At 55.0% G+C, this 15,540-nt stretch carries 13 protein-coding genes and 3 other RNA genes; 9 read left to right on the top strand and 7 right to left on the bottom strand.

The annotated features are described in order from the left end of the window. Positions 1–246: 246 nt before the first annotated feature. The 4 genes from galT (at position 247) to gpmA (ending at position 4,376) form a co-directional block, all read left to right on the top strand. Positions 247–1,290, top strand: a complete 1,044-nt coding sequence (gene galT / locus FVB43_RS13610) for a galactose-1-phosphate uridylyltransferase (RefSeq protein ID WP_133841206.1) — start codon at positions 247–249, stop codon at positions 1,288–1,290. Positions 1,291–1,292: 2 nt separating this feature from the next. Beyond that, positions 1,293–2,441 (top strand): galactokinase, encoded by a 1,149-nt coding sequence (gene galK / locus FVB43_RS13605; RefSeq protein WP_133841207.1) that lies wholly within the window; start codon positions 1,293–1,295, stop codon positions 2,439–2,441. Then, positions 2,435–3,466, top strand: coding sequence for a galactose-1-epimerase (gene galM / locus FVB43_RS13600; protein WP_167864140.1), 1,032 nt, complete (start codon positions 2,435–2,437; stop codon positions 3,464–3,466). Before galK ends, galM begins: the two co-directional genes overlap by 7 nt. 157 nt (positions 3,467–3,623) lie before the next feature. Beyond that, positions 3,624–4,376 carry a 2,3-diphosphoglycerate-dependent phosphoglycerate mutase gene (gene gpmA, locus FVB43_RS13595; protein WP_012441996.1) on the top strand — a complete coding sequence of 251 codons (753 nt, stop codon included), beginning with the start codon at positions 3,624–3,626 and terminating at the stop codon, positions 4,374–4,376. A 73-nt stretch (positions 4,377–4,449) separates the two neighbouring features. On the opposite strand, the gene aroG is transcribed toward gpmA, so the two are convergent. After that, positions 4,450–5,502: a 3-deoxy-7-phosphoheptulonate synthase AroG gene (aroG, locus tag FVB43_RS13590; protein ID WP_133841209.1), complete on the bottom strand. Its 1,053-nt coding sequence runs from the start codon at positions 5,500–5,502 to the stop codon at positions 4,450–4,452. A gap of 292 nt (positions 5,503–5,794) precedes the next feature. On the opposite strand from aroG, the gene FVB43_RS13585 reads away from it, so the two are divergent. From FVB43_RS13585 to zitB, 4 genes are all read left to right on the top strand, one after another. Further along, complete coding sequence (locus tag FVB43_RS13585; protein ID WP_133841210.1) at positions 5,795–6,127, top strand: YbgS-like family protein; 333 nt, start codon at positions 5,795–5,797, stop codon at positions 6,125–6,127. A gap of 116 nt (positions 6,128–6,243) precedes the next feature. Next, on the top strand, positions 6,244–6,834 hold the full coding sequence (locus FVB43_RS13580) for a response regulator transcription factor (protein ID WP_133841211.1): 591 nt from the start codon (positions 6,244–6,246) through the stop codon (positions 6,832–6,834). Continuing rightward, positions 6,816–9,959, top strand: a complete 3,144-nt coding sequence (locus FVB43_RS13575; RefSeq protein ID WP_242462148.1) for an ATP-binding protein — start codon at positions 6,816–6,818, stop codon at positions 9,957–9,959. The genes FVB43_RS13580 and FVB43_RS13575 overlap by 19 nt, the downstream gene beginning before the upstream one ends. After that, positions 9,940–10,866: a CDF family zinc transporter ZitB gene (gene zitB, locus FVB43_RS13570; protein ID WP_133841212.1), complete on the top strand. Its 927-nt coding sequence runs from the start codon at positions 9,940–9,942 to the stop codon at positions 10,864–10,866. The genes FVB43_RS13575 and zitB overlap by 20 nt, the downstream gene beginning before the upstream one ends. A 68-nt stretch (positions 10,867–10,934) precedes the next feature. Here the strand turns inward: zitB and pnuC are convergent, their stop codons facing one another. The 3 genes from pnuC to FVB43_RS13555 form a co-directional block, all read right to left on the bottom strand. Continuing rightward, the gene (gene pnuC, locus FVB43_RS13565) at positions 10,935–11,633 is read right to left on the bottom strand and encodes a nicotinamide riboside transporter PnuC (RefSeq protein WP_167864139.1); all 699 of its coding nucleotides are present in this window, start codon (positions 11,631–11,633) and stop codon (positions 10,935–10,937) included. 26 nt (positions 11,634–11,659) lie between these two features. After that, complete coding sequence (gene nadA / locus FVB43_RS13560; protein WP_167864138.1) at positions 11,660–12,721, bottom strand: quinolinate synthase NadA; 1,062 nt, start codon at positions 12,719–12,721, stop codon at positions 11,660–11,662. A 159-nt stretch (positions 12,722–12,880) separates the two neighbouring features. Beyond that, positions 12,881–13,384, bottom strand: coding sequence for a methylated-DNA--[protein]-cysteine S-methyltransferase (locus FVB43_RS13555; protein ID WP_133841215.1), 504 nt, complete (start codon positions 13,382–13,384; stop codon positions 12,881–12,883). A gap of 167 nt (positions 13,385–13,551) precedes the next feature. Between FVB43_RS13555 and FVB43_RS13550 the strand changes: the two genes are divergently transcribed. After that, a complete protein-coding gene (locus FVB43_RS13550) occupies positions 13,552–15,009 on the top strand; it encodes a DNA-3-methyladenine glycosylase 2 (protein WP_167864137.1) in 1,458 nt (485 codons plus the stop codon). A gap of 68 nt (positions 15,010–15,077) precedes the next feature. Here FVB43_RS13550 and FVB43_RS13545 read toward each other — a convergent pair. The 3 genes from FVB43_RS13545 to FVB43_RS13535 all read right to left on the bottom strand — a co-directional run bounded on the left by FVB43_RS13545 (position 15,078) and on the right by FVB43_RS13535 (position 15,514). After that, a non-coding RNA gene (locus tag FVB43_RS13545) (RtT sRNA) lies at positions 15,078–15,202 on the bottom strand. A gap of 31 nt (positions 15,203–15,233) precedes the next feature. Then, positions 15,234–15,358: non-coding RNA, RtT sRNA (locus FVB43_RS13540), on the bottom strand. Between the two features lie 31 nt (positions 15,359–15,389). Next, a non-coding RNA gene (locus FVB43_RS13535) (RtT sRNA) lies at positions 15,390–15,514 on the bottom strand. Between the last annotated feature and the right edge of the window lie 26 nt (positions 15,515–15,540).

The raw sequence follows: 15,540 nt of genomic DNA, 5'->3' as shown, positions 1-15,540 counted from the left end.
AAAAAACGATCGACCCCTGCAGTTCGTGGCAACCTGACCGTTGCTTTTTTGATGTAACCGCTACCATTATTCACCCCACCCTGCCTGATAACTCTCCAAGCCCGCACTATTTTTATTGATACTTCGGATTTTTCAGCTTGTGTAAACGATTCCATTTATACAAACTCGATCACGCTTTCAGCGCGTAGATTGTGCTATTTTTCTTTGCAGTTCAGAAATGCATAAACCCGGTTATCAGGACACAACATGCAGAAATTTAATCCGGTCGATCACCCTCATCGACGTTATAACCCGCTGTCCGATCAGTGGATTCTGGTTTCCCCTCACCGTGCCAAACGACCATGGCAGGGTGCACAGGAAACACCGTCGCAGGAAAAACTGCCTGCACACGATCCCGATTGCTTCCTTTGCCCGGGAAATACCCGTGTGACCGGGGATAAAAATCCCGATTACACCAGCACGTACGTTTTCACTAACGACTTCGCTGCGTTGATGACCGACACCCCGGATGCGCCAGAGAGCGACGACATCCTGATGCGTTGCGAGAGCGCACGCGGCACCAGCCGGGTGATCTGCTTCTCTCCGGACCACAGCAAAACGCTGCCCGAACTGACGCTGGCAGGCCTGGTCGATGTCGTAAAAACCTGGCAGGAACAAACGGCGGATCTGGGCCAGCACTATCCCTGGGTACAGGTGTTCGAGAACAAAGGCGCCGCAATGGGCTGCTCTAACCCGCATCCGCATGGCCAGATCTGGGCCAACAGTTTTCTGCCGAATGAAGCGAAGCGTGAAGACGATCTGCAACGCGCGTATCTTGCGAAACATGCCTCCCCGATGCTGGTTGATTACACGGCTCGCGAGCTGAACGATGGCAGTCGTACCGTAGTGGAAACGGAGCACTGGCTGGCCGTGGTGCCGTGGTGGGCGGCATGGCCGTTTGAAACACTGCTGCTGCCGAAAGCCCACGTGAAGCGCCTGCCCGACTTGAGCGAGGCACAACGCAGCGATCTGGCGCTGGCGCTGAAAAAGCTCACCAGTCGCTATGACAATCTGTTCCAGTGCTCTTTCCCCTATTCCATGGGCTGGCATGGCGCGCCGTTTAATGACGATGCCAATGACCACTGGCAGCTACATGCACATTTCTATCCACCGCTGCTGCGTTCAGCCTCGGTGCGTAAATTTATGGTCGGCTATGAAATGCTGGCTGAAACCCAACGTGACTTAACGGCCGAGCAGGCAGCAGAACGTCTGCGCGCCGTCAGCGATATTCATTTCCGTGAGGCGGAATAATCATGAGCTTACAGACCGCTACCCAACAGATTTTCAGTACCGTGTTCGGCTACGCGCCAACCCATACCCTTCAGGCACCGGGCCGCGTCAACCTGATCGGTGAGCATACCGACTACAACGACGGTTTTGTGCTGCCCTGTGCCATTGACTACCAGACTGTTATCGCCTGTGCAAAACGCAGCGACCGTCAGGTGCGGGTGATTGCCGCCGACTATGACAATCAGCAGGACATTTTCTCGCTGGATGAAGCGATCGTCAGCCACCCGGATCAGATGTGGTCTAACTATGTACGCGGCGTGGTAAAACACCTGCTGAAGCGTGCACCCGATTTTGCCGGTGCCGATATGGTGATCAGCGGCAATGTGCCACAGGGTGCCGGATTAAGTTCCTCAGCCTCGCTGGAAGTGGCCGTCGGTACCGTGTTCCAGCATCTGTATGAACTGCCTCTGGACGGTGCCGCCATTGCGGTAAACGGACAGGAAGCTGAGAATCAGTTTGTCGGCTGTAACTGCGGCATTATGGATCAACTGATCTCGGCATTGGGTGAGAAAGATCACGCCATGCTGCTCGATTGCCGCACGCTGGGCACGCGCCCGGTGCCGATGCCATCCGATATCGCGGTGGTCATTATCAACTCCAACTTCCGCCGCAGCCTGGTAGGCAGTGAATACAATACGCGCCGCCAGCAGTGTGAAGCCGGAGCACAATTCTTCGGCGAAACCTCACTGCGTGATGTGGAACTGAGCCAGTTTACCGCGCAGCAGGATCAGCTTGATCCGCTGGTGGCCAAACGTGTTCGTCATGTTCTGACGGAAAACGCTCGTACCCTTGAAGCCGCCGATGTCCTGGCGCGCGGCGATCTGGCCCGCATGGGCGTGCTGATGGCCGAGTCGCACGCCTCAATGCGTGATGACTTCGAAATCACCGTACCGCCGATCGACCAGTTGGTTGAGATTGTCAAAGCCACGCTCGGCGATCGCGGCGGCGTGCGCATGACCGGCGGTGGTTTCGGGGGTTGCATCGTAGCGCTGATGCCGTTCGATCTGGTGGACGAGGTCAAAGCCGCCGTAGCAGAACAGTACGAAGTAAAATCTGGCATTAAAGAGACCTTCTACGTCTGCAAAGCCTCAGCAGGAGCCGGCGAATGCTAACCCCAAATTCTCACGCGCCCGATGGGCAACCGTGGCGCATCACTACCCTGCGCAATCGCAATGGGATGGTCGCGACATTTATGGACTGGGGTGCCACCTGGCTCTCTGCCCGGTTCCCGATGGGCGATGGTCACGTTCGTGAGGCGCTGCTCGGCTGCGCCACGCCGTCAGACTATCTGGCACAGAGCGCTTACTTAGGTGCGACCGTAGGCCGCTATGCCAACCGCATTGCCCACGCACAGTTGCAGCATGACGGCCAGCGCATCGCACTCACTGCCAATCAGGGTGCGCATCAGTTGCACGGAGGCCCGGAGGGCTTCCACAACCGTCGCTGGCAGATTGTCTGTCAAAGCGACAGCGAAGTGGAATATCGCCTGGACTCTCCCGATGGCGATCAGGGATTCCCAGGCACGCTACTGGTATCGCTGCGCTACCATCTGGATGATGACAACACGCTGTCGATTCAGTATGACGCTACCGTGGATAAAGCCTGCCCGGTTAACCTGACGAATCATGCCTATTTCAATCTGGATGCGGAACACGGTGATGCACGTCAGCATCGCCTGTACCTGAATGCCGATCATTATCTGCCGGTGGATAGCGAAGGGATCCCCAATGCCCCACTGAAAGCCGTGGCAGGGACCAGTTTTGATTTCCGCCAGGCAAAATCGGTTGCACAGGATTTCCTCAGTGATGCCGATCAGCGCGCGGTAAAAGGCTACGATCACGCCTATTTGTTAAATAACAGCGCGGCACAGCCCGCTGCCACGTTGTGGTCTGCCGATGGCAAACTGCAACTTAACGTCTTTACCAGTGCCCCGGCATTACAGCTTTATAGCGGGAATTATCTGGAAGGTACTCCGGCGCGCGAACAGGGCGTCTATACTGCTTTCCAGGGTATTGCGCTGGAGAGCGAGTTCCTACCCGACTCGCCTAACCACCCTGAGTGGCCACAGCCCAACTGCTGGCTGCAACCAGGTGAATCGTATCAGTCGATAACGCGTTATCAACTGACTGCGGTTTGATAAAGCGCATGAAAATCGCGCATCGCGAGCGTTACGGACTTACGCGCTGCGCAGAATTCAGCTATGGTAATGCACATTAAAATTGCCGCGTTGTCGTCTCCGGCAGTTTACCGGTCACCATTATCATAGAAACGTAAAGTTATTAAGGAGTTAAGCTATGGCTGTAACTAAGCTGGTTCTGGTACGTCACGGCGAAAGCCAGTGGAACAATGAAAACCGTTTCACCGGTTGGTATGACGTTGATCTGTCAGACAAAGGCCGCACCGAAGCGAAAGCTGCTGGTCAGCTGCTGAAGAAAGAAGGCTTCACCTTCGATTTCGCTTACACTTCTGTGCTGAAACGTGCCATCCACACGCTGTGGAACATCCTGGATGAAGTGGATCAGGTGTGGCTGCCAGTGGAGAAATCCTGGCGCCTGAACGAGCGTCACTATGGTGCGCTGCAGGGTCTGGATAAAGCTGAAACCGCGAACAAGTACGGTGATGAGCAGGTTAAGCAATGGCGTCGTGGTTTTGCCGTGACCCCACCAGAACTGGATCGTGCGGATGAGCGTTTCCCTGGCCACGACCCACGTTATGCATCACTGACCGCTGAACAGCTGCCAACCACCGAGAGCCTGGCGCTGACCATCGATCGCGTGCTGCCTTACTGGAATGAATCTATTCTGCCACGCATGAAAAGCGGTGAGAAAGTGATTATCGCCGCCCACGGTAACTCCCTGCGTGCGCTGGTGAAATACCTGGACAACATGAGCGAAGAAGAGATCCTGGAACTGAATATCCCAACTGGCGTGCCATTGGTGTATGAGTTCGATGAAAACTTCAAACCTATTAAACATTACTACCTGGGTGATGCTGACGAGATTGCTGCGAAAGCCGCTGCCGTTGCTAACCAGGGTAAAGCGAAGTAATCCTTTAGCAATAGAGGATTCGCTGATATAAAAAACCCGCCAGACGGCGGGTTTTTTTATGTACGTTAACGGATTAACCGCGACGTGTTTTCACCGCATCCGCCAGTTGACGCAGCACGGTTTCAGTATCTTCCCAGCCAATACAGGCATCGGTGACACTTTTGCCATAGACCAGCGGCTCACCGCTCTCCAGGCTCTGATTTCCTTCAACCAGATGGCTTTCGATCATCACACCAATGATTGCGCGATCGCCGCCCGCGATCTGCTGTGCCACATCCGTTGACACCTCCAGCTGCTTTTTAAACTGCTTGCTGCTGTTGGCATGGCTGAAGTCGATCATTATCTGTGGATCCAGACCGGCTTTTTCCAGGCCGGATTTTACGGCGCTGACGTGGTGAGCACTGTAATTAGGCTCTTTGCCGCCACGCAGGATAATATGGCAGTCTTCGTTACCGGCGGTCTCAACAATCGCCGAATGCCCGTATTTGGTCACCGAAAGGAAGCAGTGAGGGGCGCTGGCTGCGCCGATGGCGTCAATGGCGACCTTGATGGTGCCGTCAGTACCATTTTTGAATCCTACCGGGCAGGAAAGGCCGGACGAGAGTTCACGGTGCACCTGAGACTCGGTAGTACGTGCGCCAATGGCGCCCCAGCTCATCAGGTCGGCGACATACTGCGGGGTGATCATATCGAGGAATTCCCCCGCCGCTGGCAGGCCGCTGTCGTTGATCTCCAGCAGCAGCTGACGTGCGATGCGCAGGCCATCGTTGATCTGGAAGCTGCCATCCATATGGGGATCGTTGATCAGCCCTTTCCAGCCCACCGTGGTGCGCGGTTTTTCAAAGTAGACGCGCATCACGACTTCCAGCGAGTCTTTCAGCTCTTCACGCAGCAATAGCAGGCGGGAGGCGTACTCTTTGGCCGCCGCCGTATCGTGAATCGAGCAGGGACCAATCACCACTAACAGACGGTCATCCTGTTTTTTCAGAATATGATGAATGGCCTGACGGGCCTGGGAAACGGTGCTGGCCGCTTTGTCCGTGGCAGGGAATTTTTCAAATAACGCAACCGGAGGTAAAAGTTCTTTTATCTCTTTGATTCTTAAGTCATCGTTCTGATAATTCATAATATTTCCATGTTATTTCATTGCCGTACTGCACACCAGGCGCATCGCCTCCAATCTATCGCGACTCCCCAGCCCTGTAAATCGCATTACATTGGTTAACCCACACTCAGATTTGATTTATCCCTGTCGTGAACTACACTTTTACTCGTTAACTCTTGCATTAAACGCATTTGTACCACTTACGATTTCACCCTGACCTTTTTACAGGATTTTATTCTGAAGATAATGAAATCGCGTAACTCATCGAATCGAGTTAATGAGTCAGGCAACATTCAATAATTAACGGAGCATAATGATGAATAAGTTTGCAATCGTATTTCTGACAGCAGCAATGACCCTGGGCAGCGGTGCGGCAATGGCTGCCGATAATAACGGTTCAGCGAATGCAGCCGCAGATGCCGGTGCAGTGGCCCCAGGTTCTAATGAAAAAATTGCCCCAAATAACGTTGATAACAGTAAAATTAACACTGACGGTACGGGTACGCACAAAGATATGAAGCACCATAAAGGCATGAGTGCGGATGAAGTGAATAAAAATACCCAATGTAAAGATGGCAAATGCCCCGACATCAACAAAAAAGTCGGTAATGAAGCTGATACCAAAACCGATGGTACCAGTCAGTAATCTGTTATAACGTCAGATTCATTAAAGGAGAGCGGGTGCTCTCCTTTTTTCTTTCTCGTTTTCTTCGGCCATCCCATCAGCTATCCTGAATCCCCTGTTTCACTTCGGACTTTTTCATGGCCACGTTGCTGCTGATTGACGATCACCCGCTGGTGCAGGTTGCACTGGAAGCCGCTCTGGTTCATGCGCCATTCCCTCTGACTTTATTGTCTGCTGAAAATCAGCAGGATGCACTGGCGTTACTCGACAGTCAGCGTGTCAGCCTGGTGATACTCGATATTGGTCTGCCTGACAGCGACGGTCTGCAACTGCTTAAACGTATCAAACGGCTTGCCCCCTCACTGCCCGTGGTGATCTACTCAGCGCAGGAAGAGCGTGTCTGGCCGCGTCTGGCAGAAGCGGCTGGGGCATCGGGTTTTGTGGCAAAACGCCAGCCTTTAAGCCAGCTGTTATCGGCCGTACTCGCCGTGCTGGGGGGACAACGGGCTTTCCCTGCCCAGCAGCAGGATGAAACGCTGCATGAACAGCTCACCGCTAAAGAGTTGCAGATCCTTGCTCTGCTGGCACGGGGTCAGTCCAATCTGCAAATTGCCGAACAGTTGCATATCAGCAATAAAACGGTCAGCACGCATAAAAAGAATATTATGGATAAAACCGGGGCACAGTCGGTGGTTGAACTGGCACAGCTGTGGCAGTCGCGCCAGTGATAGCCAGACCACTGTTGCTTATCCTGCTGCTGTTCGTCAGTAGCGTCAGCGCCAGTCTGCGGCCCATCAGCAGTATTGCCCTGCCACAGGAGATGATGCCGCTGGCCTCGCCTGCGTCAGAATCGTTAAAAAACCTGCGCATTGGTGTGCTGGTTGGCGGCAGTTCTCCGTGGAATATGGTGGTGGGCAACGATCTTTACGGCATTAATGCAGACTATCTGGTGGCGTTACAGCAAACCAGCGGCCTGAGTATGAACGTACAGGGCTTTAATCGCCTGCCCGATATGCTGGAAGCCTTACAGCAGAGGAAAGTGGACGTGCTGTTCGGCGTGCCTCAGCACCCTTTGCCCCCCGGCATCAGCGCCACACAGCCCTGGTTTAGCAGCCCACTGCGCATCTATCGTAATCGCAACAATCTGCGTCCGGTGATGTTTAATTCCAGCGAAGCACGCATCAGCGTCAGCCGTGATACGTTGGCACGCGTCAATCCCGCCTTTGTCCAACAGCATCGCTGGCAGATCGTTGACAGCGATGTTCAGGCACTCTCAGGTCTGTTGAATCAGCACAGTGATTATGTGGTCGCGGATGAAACCAGCGCAGGTTTCCTGCTTGGTCAGTTACAGCAGGGTGAAATTTACCAACTGGCCTCGCCCCTTGATCCGGGTATGTTGCAAATCAGAGCAGTAACCCGGAGTCCGGCACTGACGCAGCAGTTGGACGATGCCATTCGTCAGCTCCCTATGGAGGTAGTCAACGGCATCCAGGCACGCTGGAGTAGCGCACTGCCGCGCTATCAGGACAGTAATACCGCCCGGCTCACTCCGATGGAACGCAGCTGGATCGCCGAACATCCGATGATTATTTACGCCGCCGTCAGTGATGATTATCCGTGGAGCTACCGCAATGCCAGCGGTCAGCCCGCCGGTTACAGTGTGGATCTGCTCAACAGCATTGGCCAGCTCACCGGGTTGCGCTTCCAGCCTTACTGGGTCAGCAATGCTCAGCAGGCGGGTACGCTGGTGACGCAGGGTCGTGCCCTGATCCAATTGACGTTACCCCTGACCGGCAATGACGCCATGCTGAATAATACGCAGCCCGTCTGGCGAGCGTTATGGGGCGTTTACGTTCGCCCATCGGAACAGAGCATCAGCAGTTGGGCAGACCTTAATGGCAAGCGCATCGGGGTAAAGCGTGGCGATATTGCTTCCCGCCTGTTGCCTGCGGGCACCGAGCCTCAGGTGTTCGATGACACAACCCGCCTGTATGACGCGCTGGCCAGCGGTCAGATTGATGCACTGGTGGACAATGTGCTGTCGGCTCGCTGGCGTATCCAAAGCCGTTATGTCAATACGCTGCAACTGGCGTTTACTGCCAGTGATACTGCCTGGCCCATTACCCTGGGCATTGCCCCTGACCAGCCGCTACTGCGGGCATTACTGAACAATAGCCTGCAACAGATTCCGGCGGAAAGCTGGCAGCGGCTGCGGGAAAACTGGGGCAGCACACCGGAAAGTGTTGATGACGGTCATCAGGGAGCCATGCGACCCATATCGCTGTTCGTGCTGGTGGCGGCGCTGTTTGCCATTGTCTTCCTGCTGATCCTGCTGCTGAGACGCTATCTTGACCAGCGTCGTGAACGTCAGCAGCGGCAACGGCTGGAGCAGGAGCGCGAAGTGGCTCTTCGGGAAAACCGCATGAAAAGCCAGTTCCTGGCCACTGTCAGCCACGAGCTGCGCACGCCAATGCAGGCAGTGCTGGGACTGCTTGAACTGGAGCTGGTACAACAACCTCAGCGCCATAATTTATCGTTGATCTACAGCAGCGCTGCCAGCCTGCTGACGCTGCTCAATGATCTCCAGGATCATGCCAGAGTAGAGAGCAACAGCTTCAACCTGGTGCCGCGCCCGCTGGAACCGGAAAGCTGGCTGAAGCATCTGGCCGTTTTTTATCCCCCTCTTATTCGCCGTAATGGACCGCAGCTGAACGTCAGTGCATTGACGATCCTGCCCGACTGGGTGCTGATTGATGGTGAGCGTCTGCAACAGATCGCCAATAATCTGATGGGGAATGCCATTAAGTTTACCCCGCAAGGCGAGATCCATCTGACGCTGGCCGCGCTGGAGGATCCGCCCCGCCTCTGTCTGCGGGTCACTGATACCGGCAGCGGCATTCCTCTGGCTGAACAGCAACGGCTGTTTGAACCCTGGTATCAGACGCCTTCCGGCCGTCAACTGTCAGTGCAGGGCAGCGGGCTGGGGCTCTCTATCTGCCGTGAAATTGTGAGTCGCATGGGCGGGACCATTGACCTGCAATCGGCACCTGGCGAAGGCACCTGTGTCAGCGTCACGCTGCCGTGGCAGGTGATCAATCCACCGCAGCCTGTGGCGTCACAGGCGGGTCCTGTTGCGGCGATGACCCACCATTTACGGGCGGCAATTATCGATGATCATCCCACTAACCTACTGGTGATGCAGCAGCAGCTGGCACACTGTGGCATTCAGGCTGACACCTTCGGCAATGGACGCGCACTGCTGGATGCCGCAAAACAGGCGCAATGGGATTTGCTGTTTATCGACTTCAGCATGCCTCATCCGGATGGCCTGACGCTGGCAAAAATCCTGCGCCGCCGCGAACGCCATCAGCCGCACCGTACGCGCATTGTGCTCTGTTCGGCTGATGCGCATATTCTTAACCATCCGCAGGCACAGCAGGTTGCCGATCATCTGCTGCTCAAGCCCGTGTCTCTTGCGGATATCGCTACGCTGTTGCAGGCCGATGCACCTGACCTGTTTGCGGATATCACCCAACGTCTGAACCAGCTTGCCCACAATGACGTGCACTATTTTCAGCGCCTCTGCCAGACACTGAGTGAGACATTAGCGCGCGATGTCGAGGCGATGAATCAAGCCATTGCCGCTGAGGCCTGGCCTGTACTTGAGAGCGCTGCTCACCGGATGAAGGGAAGTTGGCTGCTGCTGGGTTATAGCGAAGGGGAACGACTTTGCCAGCAGATCATTCAGTCGGCAAAAAACCATCAGCCCCCTAAATCTGCGCTAACTTTATTGATATCATTAAGCGATAAGTTATTAACTCAACTGGAATCTTATGGCTCACAACCACGGTGAAACCGACACCAACCGATCCCGTCTGCTGGCCGCTTTCGCCGTCACCGCCATTTTTATGGCGGCGGAAGTCGCGGGTGGACTGATCTCAGGCTCGCTGGCGCTGCTGGCCGATGCCGGGCACATGCTCACCGATGCCGCTGCACTGCTATTGGCGCTGCTCGCTACCCAGTTTTCCCGGCGCAAACCGACGGCACAGCACTCATTTGGTCTGTTGCGTTTAACCACGCTTGCCGCCTTTGTGAATGCGATCGCCCTGCTGGTCATTACTGCCCTGATTGTCTGGGAAGCGCTGGTGCGTTTCCGGCAACCGCAGCCGATTGCAGGAGGTATGATGCTGATCATTGCTATCGGCGGGCTGCTGGCGAACCTGCTGTCGCTCTGGCTGCTGCGCAGCGGCAGTGAAGAGAAGAACCTGAATGTGCGGGCCGCAGCACTGCATGTCCTTGGCGATCTGCTTGGCTCAGTCGGTGCCATTGTTGCTGCACTGATCATCATGCTCACCGGCTGGACGCCCATCGACCCTATTTTATCGGTTCTGGTGTCGTTACTGGTACTGCGCAGCGGCTGGGCGTTGATGAAAGAGAGCGGTCGCGAATTGCTGGAAGGTGCACCACGGGATATTGACGTGGATAAGCTGCAACGCGCCCTGGTCCGCAGCATTCCTGAAGTCCGTCACGTGCACCATGTGCATTTATGGCAGGTGGGGGAGAAACCGGTGATTATGCTGCATGTCCAGGTGATTCCCCCGCGGGATCATGATGCTCTGCTGCACTGCATTCAGGATTATCTGCGTCAGCACTATCATATTGCGCATGCAACGGTACAGATGGAGTATCAGCGCTGTGAAGATGACGACTGTGGCCTGCACGGGGTTCAGGAGAACCACAGCACACATCACCATCATTGAGATGCCTGGAATGAGGGTATCCGTGGCTCAGGGCAGACCAAAACAGACGGTCTGCCCTGAGCCAGGCATCAGCGTTGACGGGCGCTTTTCACCCACAGCCACGAACCGTTGAGGGCGATTAATGTCAGCACGGCATATTCCAGCGCCATCGCATAAACCCCCTGGCGGGCGAAAATCATCACGCTGATCACGTTGATAATCACCCAAAGCAGCCAGTTTTCGACATATTTACGCGTCATCAATACCATCGCCACAATCGACAGCACCATCATGCAGGAGTCCCAGAAGGGGAACGCATCGGGCTGTAGCTGCGGCATCACCACGTTCATGCCCAGCCCCTGCATCAGCGATACGGCGGTGTGGGTCAGGAAAGCAAATACCGGGTCGATATAGCGCGTCATCAGAGCAATCGCCACGACAATTGCCGCGCCCCAGCCGAGCAGTTTAGGCATCGGTAGCCAGCGTATTTTCAGCGCCTGCTGATTATCACTGGTTTGCCGGCTCCAGGCGTACCATCCGTAAATATTGGCAACAAAGAAAAACAGTTGCAGCAGCAGGCTGGCATAAAGCTGGATCTGAAAGAAGATCACTGCAAACAACGTGACGTTAATCAGACCAAAGGCGTAGTTAACGATTTTTTCCAGGCTGGCCAGCCAGATACACAGCAAACCGGCAATGGTACCGATCGCTTCGATCCACGACAGATCGTAGCCACCCTGCCCGAGAGGAATATGAACCAGAATATTTGAGGTACTGAAAAAATCCATATTGCGACATCCTGTAATTTTATAAATTAAGCATTACCTTTGATCTTGAGCTTAAGATCTGCCGCAAAGGTTAGCATACGATCCAGCGGGATCAATGCGGCCTGACGTAGTGCTTCATCAACAAAAATCTCATGTTCACTGCCGCCCTGCTCCAGACCATCAGCAATCGCTTTCAGGCCGTTCATCGCCATCCACGGGCAGTGAGCACAGCTGCGACAGGTGGCACCTTCGCCTGCCGTCGGCGCTTCCAGCAATTCTTTGTCCGGACACGCCTGCTGCATTTTATAAAAAATACCGCGATCGGTGGCGACGATCATCTGCTTATGCGGCATCGTCTGCGCGGCATGGATCAGCTGACTGGTAGAGCCAACGGCATCGGCCAGCTCGACGATCGCCTGCGGGGATTCAGGATGCACCAGCACCGCCGCCTCCGGGTAGAGCATCTTCATGCGCTGCAGTGCCTGCGTTTTAAACTCGTCATGAACGATACAGGCCGCCTGCCAGCAAATGACATCTGCGCCACTTTTTCGCGTGACATACTGTCCAAGATGGCGATCGGGAGCCCAGATAATTTTCTCTCCCAGACTGTCGAGATGCTCAATCAATTCCACAGCAATACTGGAGGTCACCACCCAGTCAGCACGGGCTTTTACCGCCGCAGAGGTATTGGCATACACCACCACGGTGCGATCAGGATGGGCATCACAGAATTGGCTGAATTCCTCGATCGGGCAGCCGAGATCGAGTGAACACTCGGCCTGAAGGGTTGGCATCAGAATGGTTTTTTCCGGGCTGAGGATCTTGGCCGTTTCGCCCATAAAACGCACTCCAGCAACCAGCAGGGTGGAAGCAGAGTGCTGGCTGCCAAAGCGCGCCATTTCAAGAGAATCAGAGACGCAGCCACCGGTCTCTTCTGCCAGGGCCTGAATTTCCGGATAGGTGTAATAATGAGCGACCATGACCGCATCACGCTCTTTCAGCAGGCGTTTGATTTTTTCACGGTAGAACTGTTTTTCATCAACAGATAAACGTGCCGGTTTTGGCGGGAAGGGGTAAACAGCGGCTTCGGGATCAAACATCAGGCTCATAAGGCAACTCTCGTTTCTTCAACTTAACCGAATTAACGTAGAAGGCCCATCTGGTGCCAACTCTACGGCTGGTTTGTTTTATATGCTAAACACGATAGCTGAAAAATGAACCTATGTCGCCGGATTTCTAACTTTTGCCTCAGGATGTGATGCCGATCATCAAAGAGACTCCTCCGCCCACAACTGCCCCCCTTCCAGACGCAGTAAAAAGGCTTTGGCTGCCAGGCCACCGGCAAATCCGGTCAGTTTACCATTGGCGCCAATCACCCGGTGGCAAGGGGCAATAATTGAGAGTGGATTTTTTCCATTGGCTGCGCCCACTGCACGAACAGAGTTGGGGTTGCCGATCTGGTGGGCGATTTCCCCGTAGCTGCGCGTTTCACCAAAGGGGATGGTGATCAACGCCGCCCAGACCTGCTTCTGGAACGTCGTGCCGATGAAATCCAGCGGCAAGCTGAACTGCTGGCGATGGCCGGCAAAATATTCGCGCAGCTGCCGTTCGGCTTCGAGCAAGGTTGCGTTGTGGGTGTCTTCCAGCTGTGGCCTGAAGCGCACACGTTTGGGATCATCATTTTCCCACAGAATAGCGGCGAGACCCTGTTCGCTTGCCACCAGTTTCAACTCACCAACCGGGGATTGCATCATTTTATAGTAGAAAGCCATCTTCCCTCTCCTTCTCTGTCTGGGGTACGCGCTATTATGCCCTGGGGATGGCATATCACTGGCCGTTTTCGGACATCAGTACAGAATAATGTTGTGTCCGCAAACGGCGAGTACTGGATGCGCTAAACACCTAATCTGAAGTGAATTCTGTGCGACAGGACATAACGATGATTGACCCAGTCTCAGCTTACCGCGCCCTCACCTCACGCGATGCGCGTTTTGACGGCATATTCTACGTGGGTGTGACCTCAACCGGCATTTATTGTCGTCCCGTTTGCCCGGTGAAGGCACCACGTGCGGAGAACTGCCTGTTTTTCGACAGCGCTGAAGCGGCAGAAAAAGCCACCTTTCGGCCCTGCCTCCGTTGCAGACCCGAGCTGGCTCCCGGCCATGCGCCTGTCGATCACAGTCAGCGTATTGCCGAACGGTTGATGCAGCGTATTGATGAAGGGATGATTGAGCAGGTCGACAGCCTGGAAGAGATTGCTGCCAGTTTTCATCTCAGTCTGCGTCAACTTCGCCGCATTGTTCATAAAGAGCTGGGCGTTTCGCCACAGGAGTTACGCCAAACCCGGCGATTGCTGCTGGCTAAACAGTTATTGAGCGAAACCCATTTGCCCGTCACGCAAATTGCGTTTGCCAGTGGGTTTTCCAGCCTGCGTCGTTTTAACGCTGCGTTCAGCAGCCAGTATCGTATGCCCCCTTCGCATTTGCGTAAGAACATGAAGATCAGAGAAGGAGGCATCGACAGCAACGACACGTCAACATTGCAGCTCAGCTATCGCCCTCCTTATGACTGGGAGGCGATGCTGGCCTTCCTGCGCCGTCGTGCGCTGCTGGGCGTAGAGAGTGTAGATGATGTCAGTTATGCCCGTACCGTGCGTCTGGGGCCGCATTATGGATGGATAAGAGTGACGCAGCAGGCAGAGAAAAATATGCTGCAGGTTGAGTTCACACATTCACTGAATGCCGTTTTGCCTGTGCTGCTGCGCCGACTGAGAAATCTGTTTGACCTGAATGCCCGCCCTGACCTGATTGCAGAGCACCTGGGACAGGACCCGTTGTTGCACGCCTCGGTGCTGGCGCATCCCGGATTACGGGTTCCCGGTGCGTTCGACGGTTTTGAGATGGCCGTGCGTGCGATTCTCGGCCAGCAGATCACAGTGAAAGCCGCTGCCACATTGGGTGGACGCTTCGCCACCGCACTGGGAGAAGAGATCGCCACGCCCTTTGCCGAACTGACACATCTTTCTCCCCTGCCAGCCCGGGTGGCGCAATGCAGTGTGGATGAGATTGCCCGCCTGGGGATTGTCAGTGCCCGCACCCGCTGTATCCTGGCGTTGGCGGAACAGTGTGCTCTGGAGAAACTGCAACTGGATATCGTCAGCAATCCTGACGATACGATTGCACAACTGTTAGCCTTGCCTGGCATTGGTGACTGGACGGCGAAATACCTCGCTATGCGCGCATTACGCTGGCCTGACGCGTTTCCGGCGGGAGATATTGTGGTACGCAATAATCTCGGTGGTCTTAGCGTTAAACAGGCGGAGGAGTGTTCACAGGCGTGGCGTCCGTGGCGCAGCTATGCGGTGATGCATATCTGGCACAGTGGAAAATTGGTATAAAGGAACGGGGCGACCGGACACTCAAATCGCAGACAGCAAAAAGGCGCCTTTAGGGCGCCTTCTTACACTGGTGGGTCGTGCAGGATGACTCGGCTTCGCCTCGCCCTCCGGGTCGTTGCCTTTGGCAACGCTGTCTCACTGCGTTCGACTCGAACCTGCTGCAGGTTCTCATACTGCCCGAATCGCAGACAGCAAAAAGGCGCCTTTAGGGCGCCTTCTTACATTGGTGGGTCGTGCAGGATGACTCGGCTTTGCCTCGCCCTCCGGGTCGTTGCCTTCGGCAACGCTGTCTCACTACGTTCGACTCGAACCTGCTGCAGGTTCTCATACTGCCCGAATCGCAGACAGCAAAAAGGCGCCTTTAGGGCGCCTTCTTACATTGGTGGGTCGTGCAGGATGACTCGGCTTCGCCTCGCCCTCCGGGTCGTTGCCTTTGGCAACGCTGTCTCACTGCGTTCGACTCGAACCTGCTGCAGGTTCTCACCCTACACGAATCGCAGACAGCAAAAAGGCGCCTTTAGGGCGCCTTCT

The sequence above is a fragment of the Erwinia rhapontici genome (assembly GCF_012271765.1).
Taxonomy (GTDB): Bacteria; Pseudomonadota; Gammaproteobacteria; order Enterobacterales; family Enterobacteriaceae; genus Erwinia; species Erwinia rhapontici.
This window is presented reverse-complemented; position numbering and strand designations above follow the sequence as displayed.

What these genes read in the sequence shown, in the direction of transcription:
- galT (WP_133841206.1), top strand. Translation starts at nt 247, where the DNA reads ATGCAGAAATTTAATCCGGTCGATCACCCTCATCGACGTTATAACCCG.
- galK (WP_133841207.1), top strand. Translation starts at nt 1,293, where the DNA reads ATGAGCTTACAGACCGCTACCCAACAGATTTTCAGTACCGTGTTCGGC.
- galM (WP_167864140.1), top strand. Translation starts at nt 2,435, where the DNA reads ATGCTAACCCCAAATTCTCACGCGCCCGATGGGCAACCGTGGCGCATC.
- gpmA (WP_012441996.1), top strand. Translation starts at nt 3,624, where the DNA reads ATGGCTGTAACTAAGCTGGTTCTGGTACGTCACGGCGAAAGCCAGTGG.
- aroG (WP_133841209.1), bottom strand. Translation starts at nt 5,502, where the DNA reads ATGAATTATCAGAACGATGACTTAAGAATCAAAGAGATAAAAGAACTT.
- FVB43_RS13585 (WP_133841210.1), top strand. Translation starts at nt 5,795, where the DNA reads ATGATGAATAAGTTTGCAATCGTATTTCTGACAGCAGCAATGACCCTG.
- FVB43_RS13580 (WP_133841211.1), top strand. Translation starts at nt 6,244, where the DNA reads ATGGCCACGTTGCTGCTGATTGACGATCACCCGCTGGTGCAGGTTGCA.
- zitB (WP_133841212.1), top strand. Translation starts at nt 9,940, where the DNA reads ATGGCTCACAACCACGGTGAAACCGACACCAACCGATCCCGTCTGCTG.
- pnuC (WP_167864139.1), bottom strand. Translation starts at nt 11,633, where the DNA reads ATGGATTTTTTCAGTACCTCAAATATTCTGGTTCATATTCCTCTCGGG.
- nadA (WP_167864138.1), bottom strand. Translation starts at nt 12,721, where the DNA reads ATGAGCCTGATGTTTGATCCCGAAGCCGCTGTTTACCCCTTCCCGCCA.
- FVB43_RS13555 (WP_133841215.1), bottom strand. Translation starts at nt 13,384, where the DNA reads ATGGCTTTCTACTATAAAATGATGCAATCCCCGGTTGGTGAGTTGAAA.
- FVB43_RS13550 (WP_167864137.1), top strand. Translation starts at nt 13,552, where the DNA reads ATGATTGACCCAGTCTCAGCTTACCGCGCCCTCACCTCACGCGATGCG.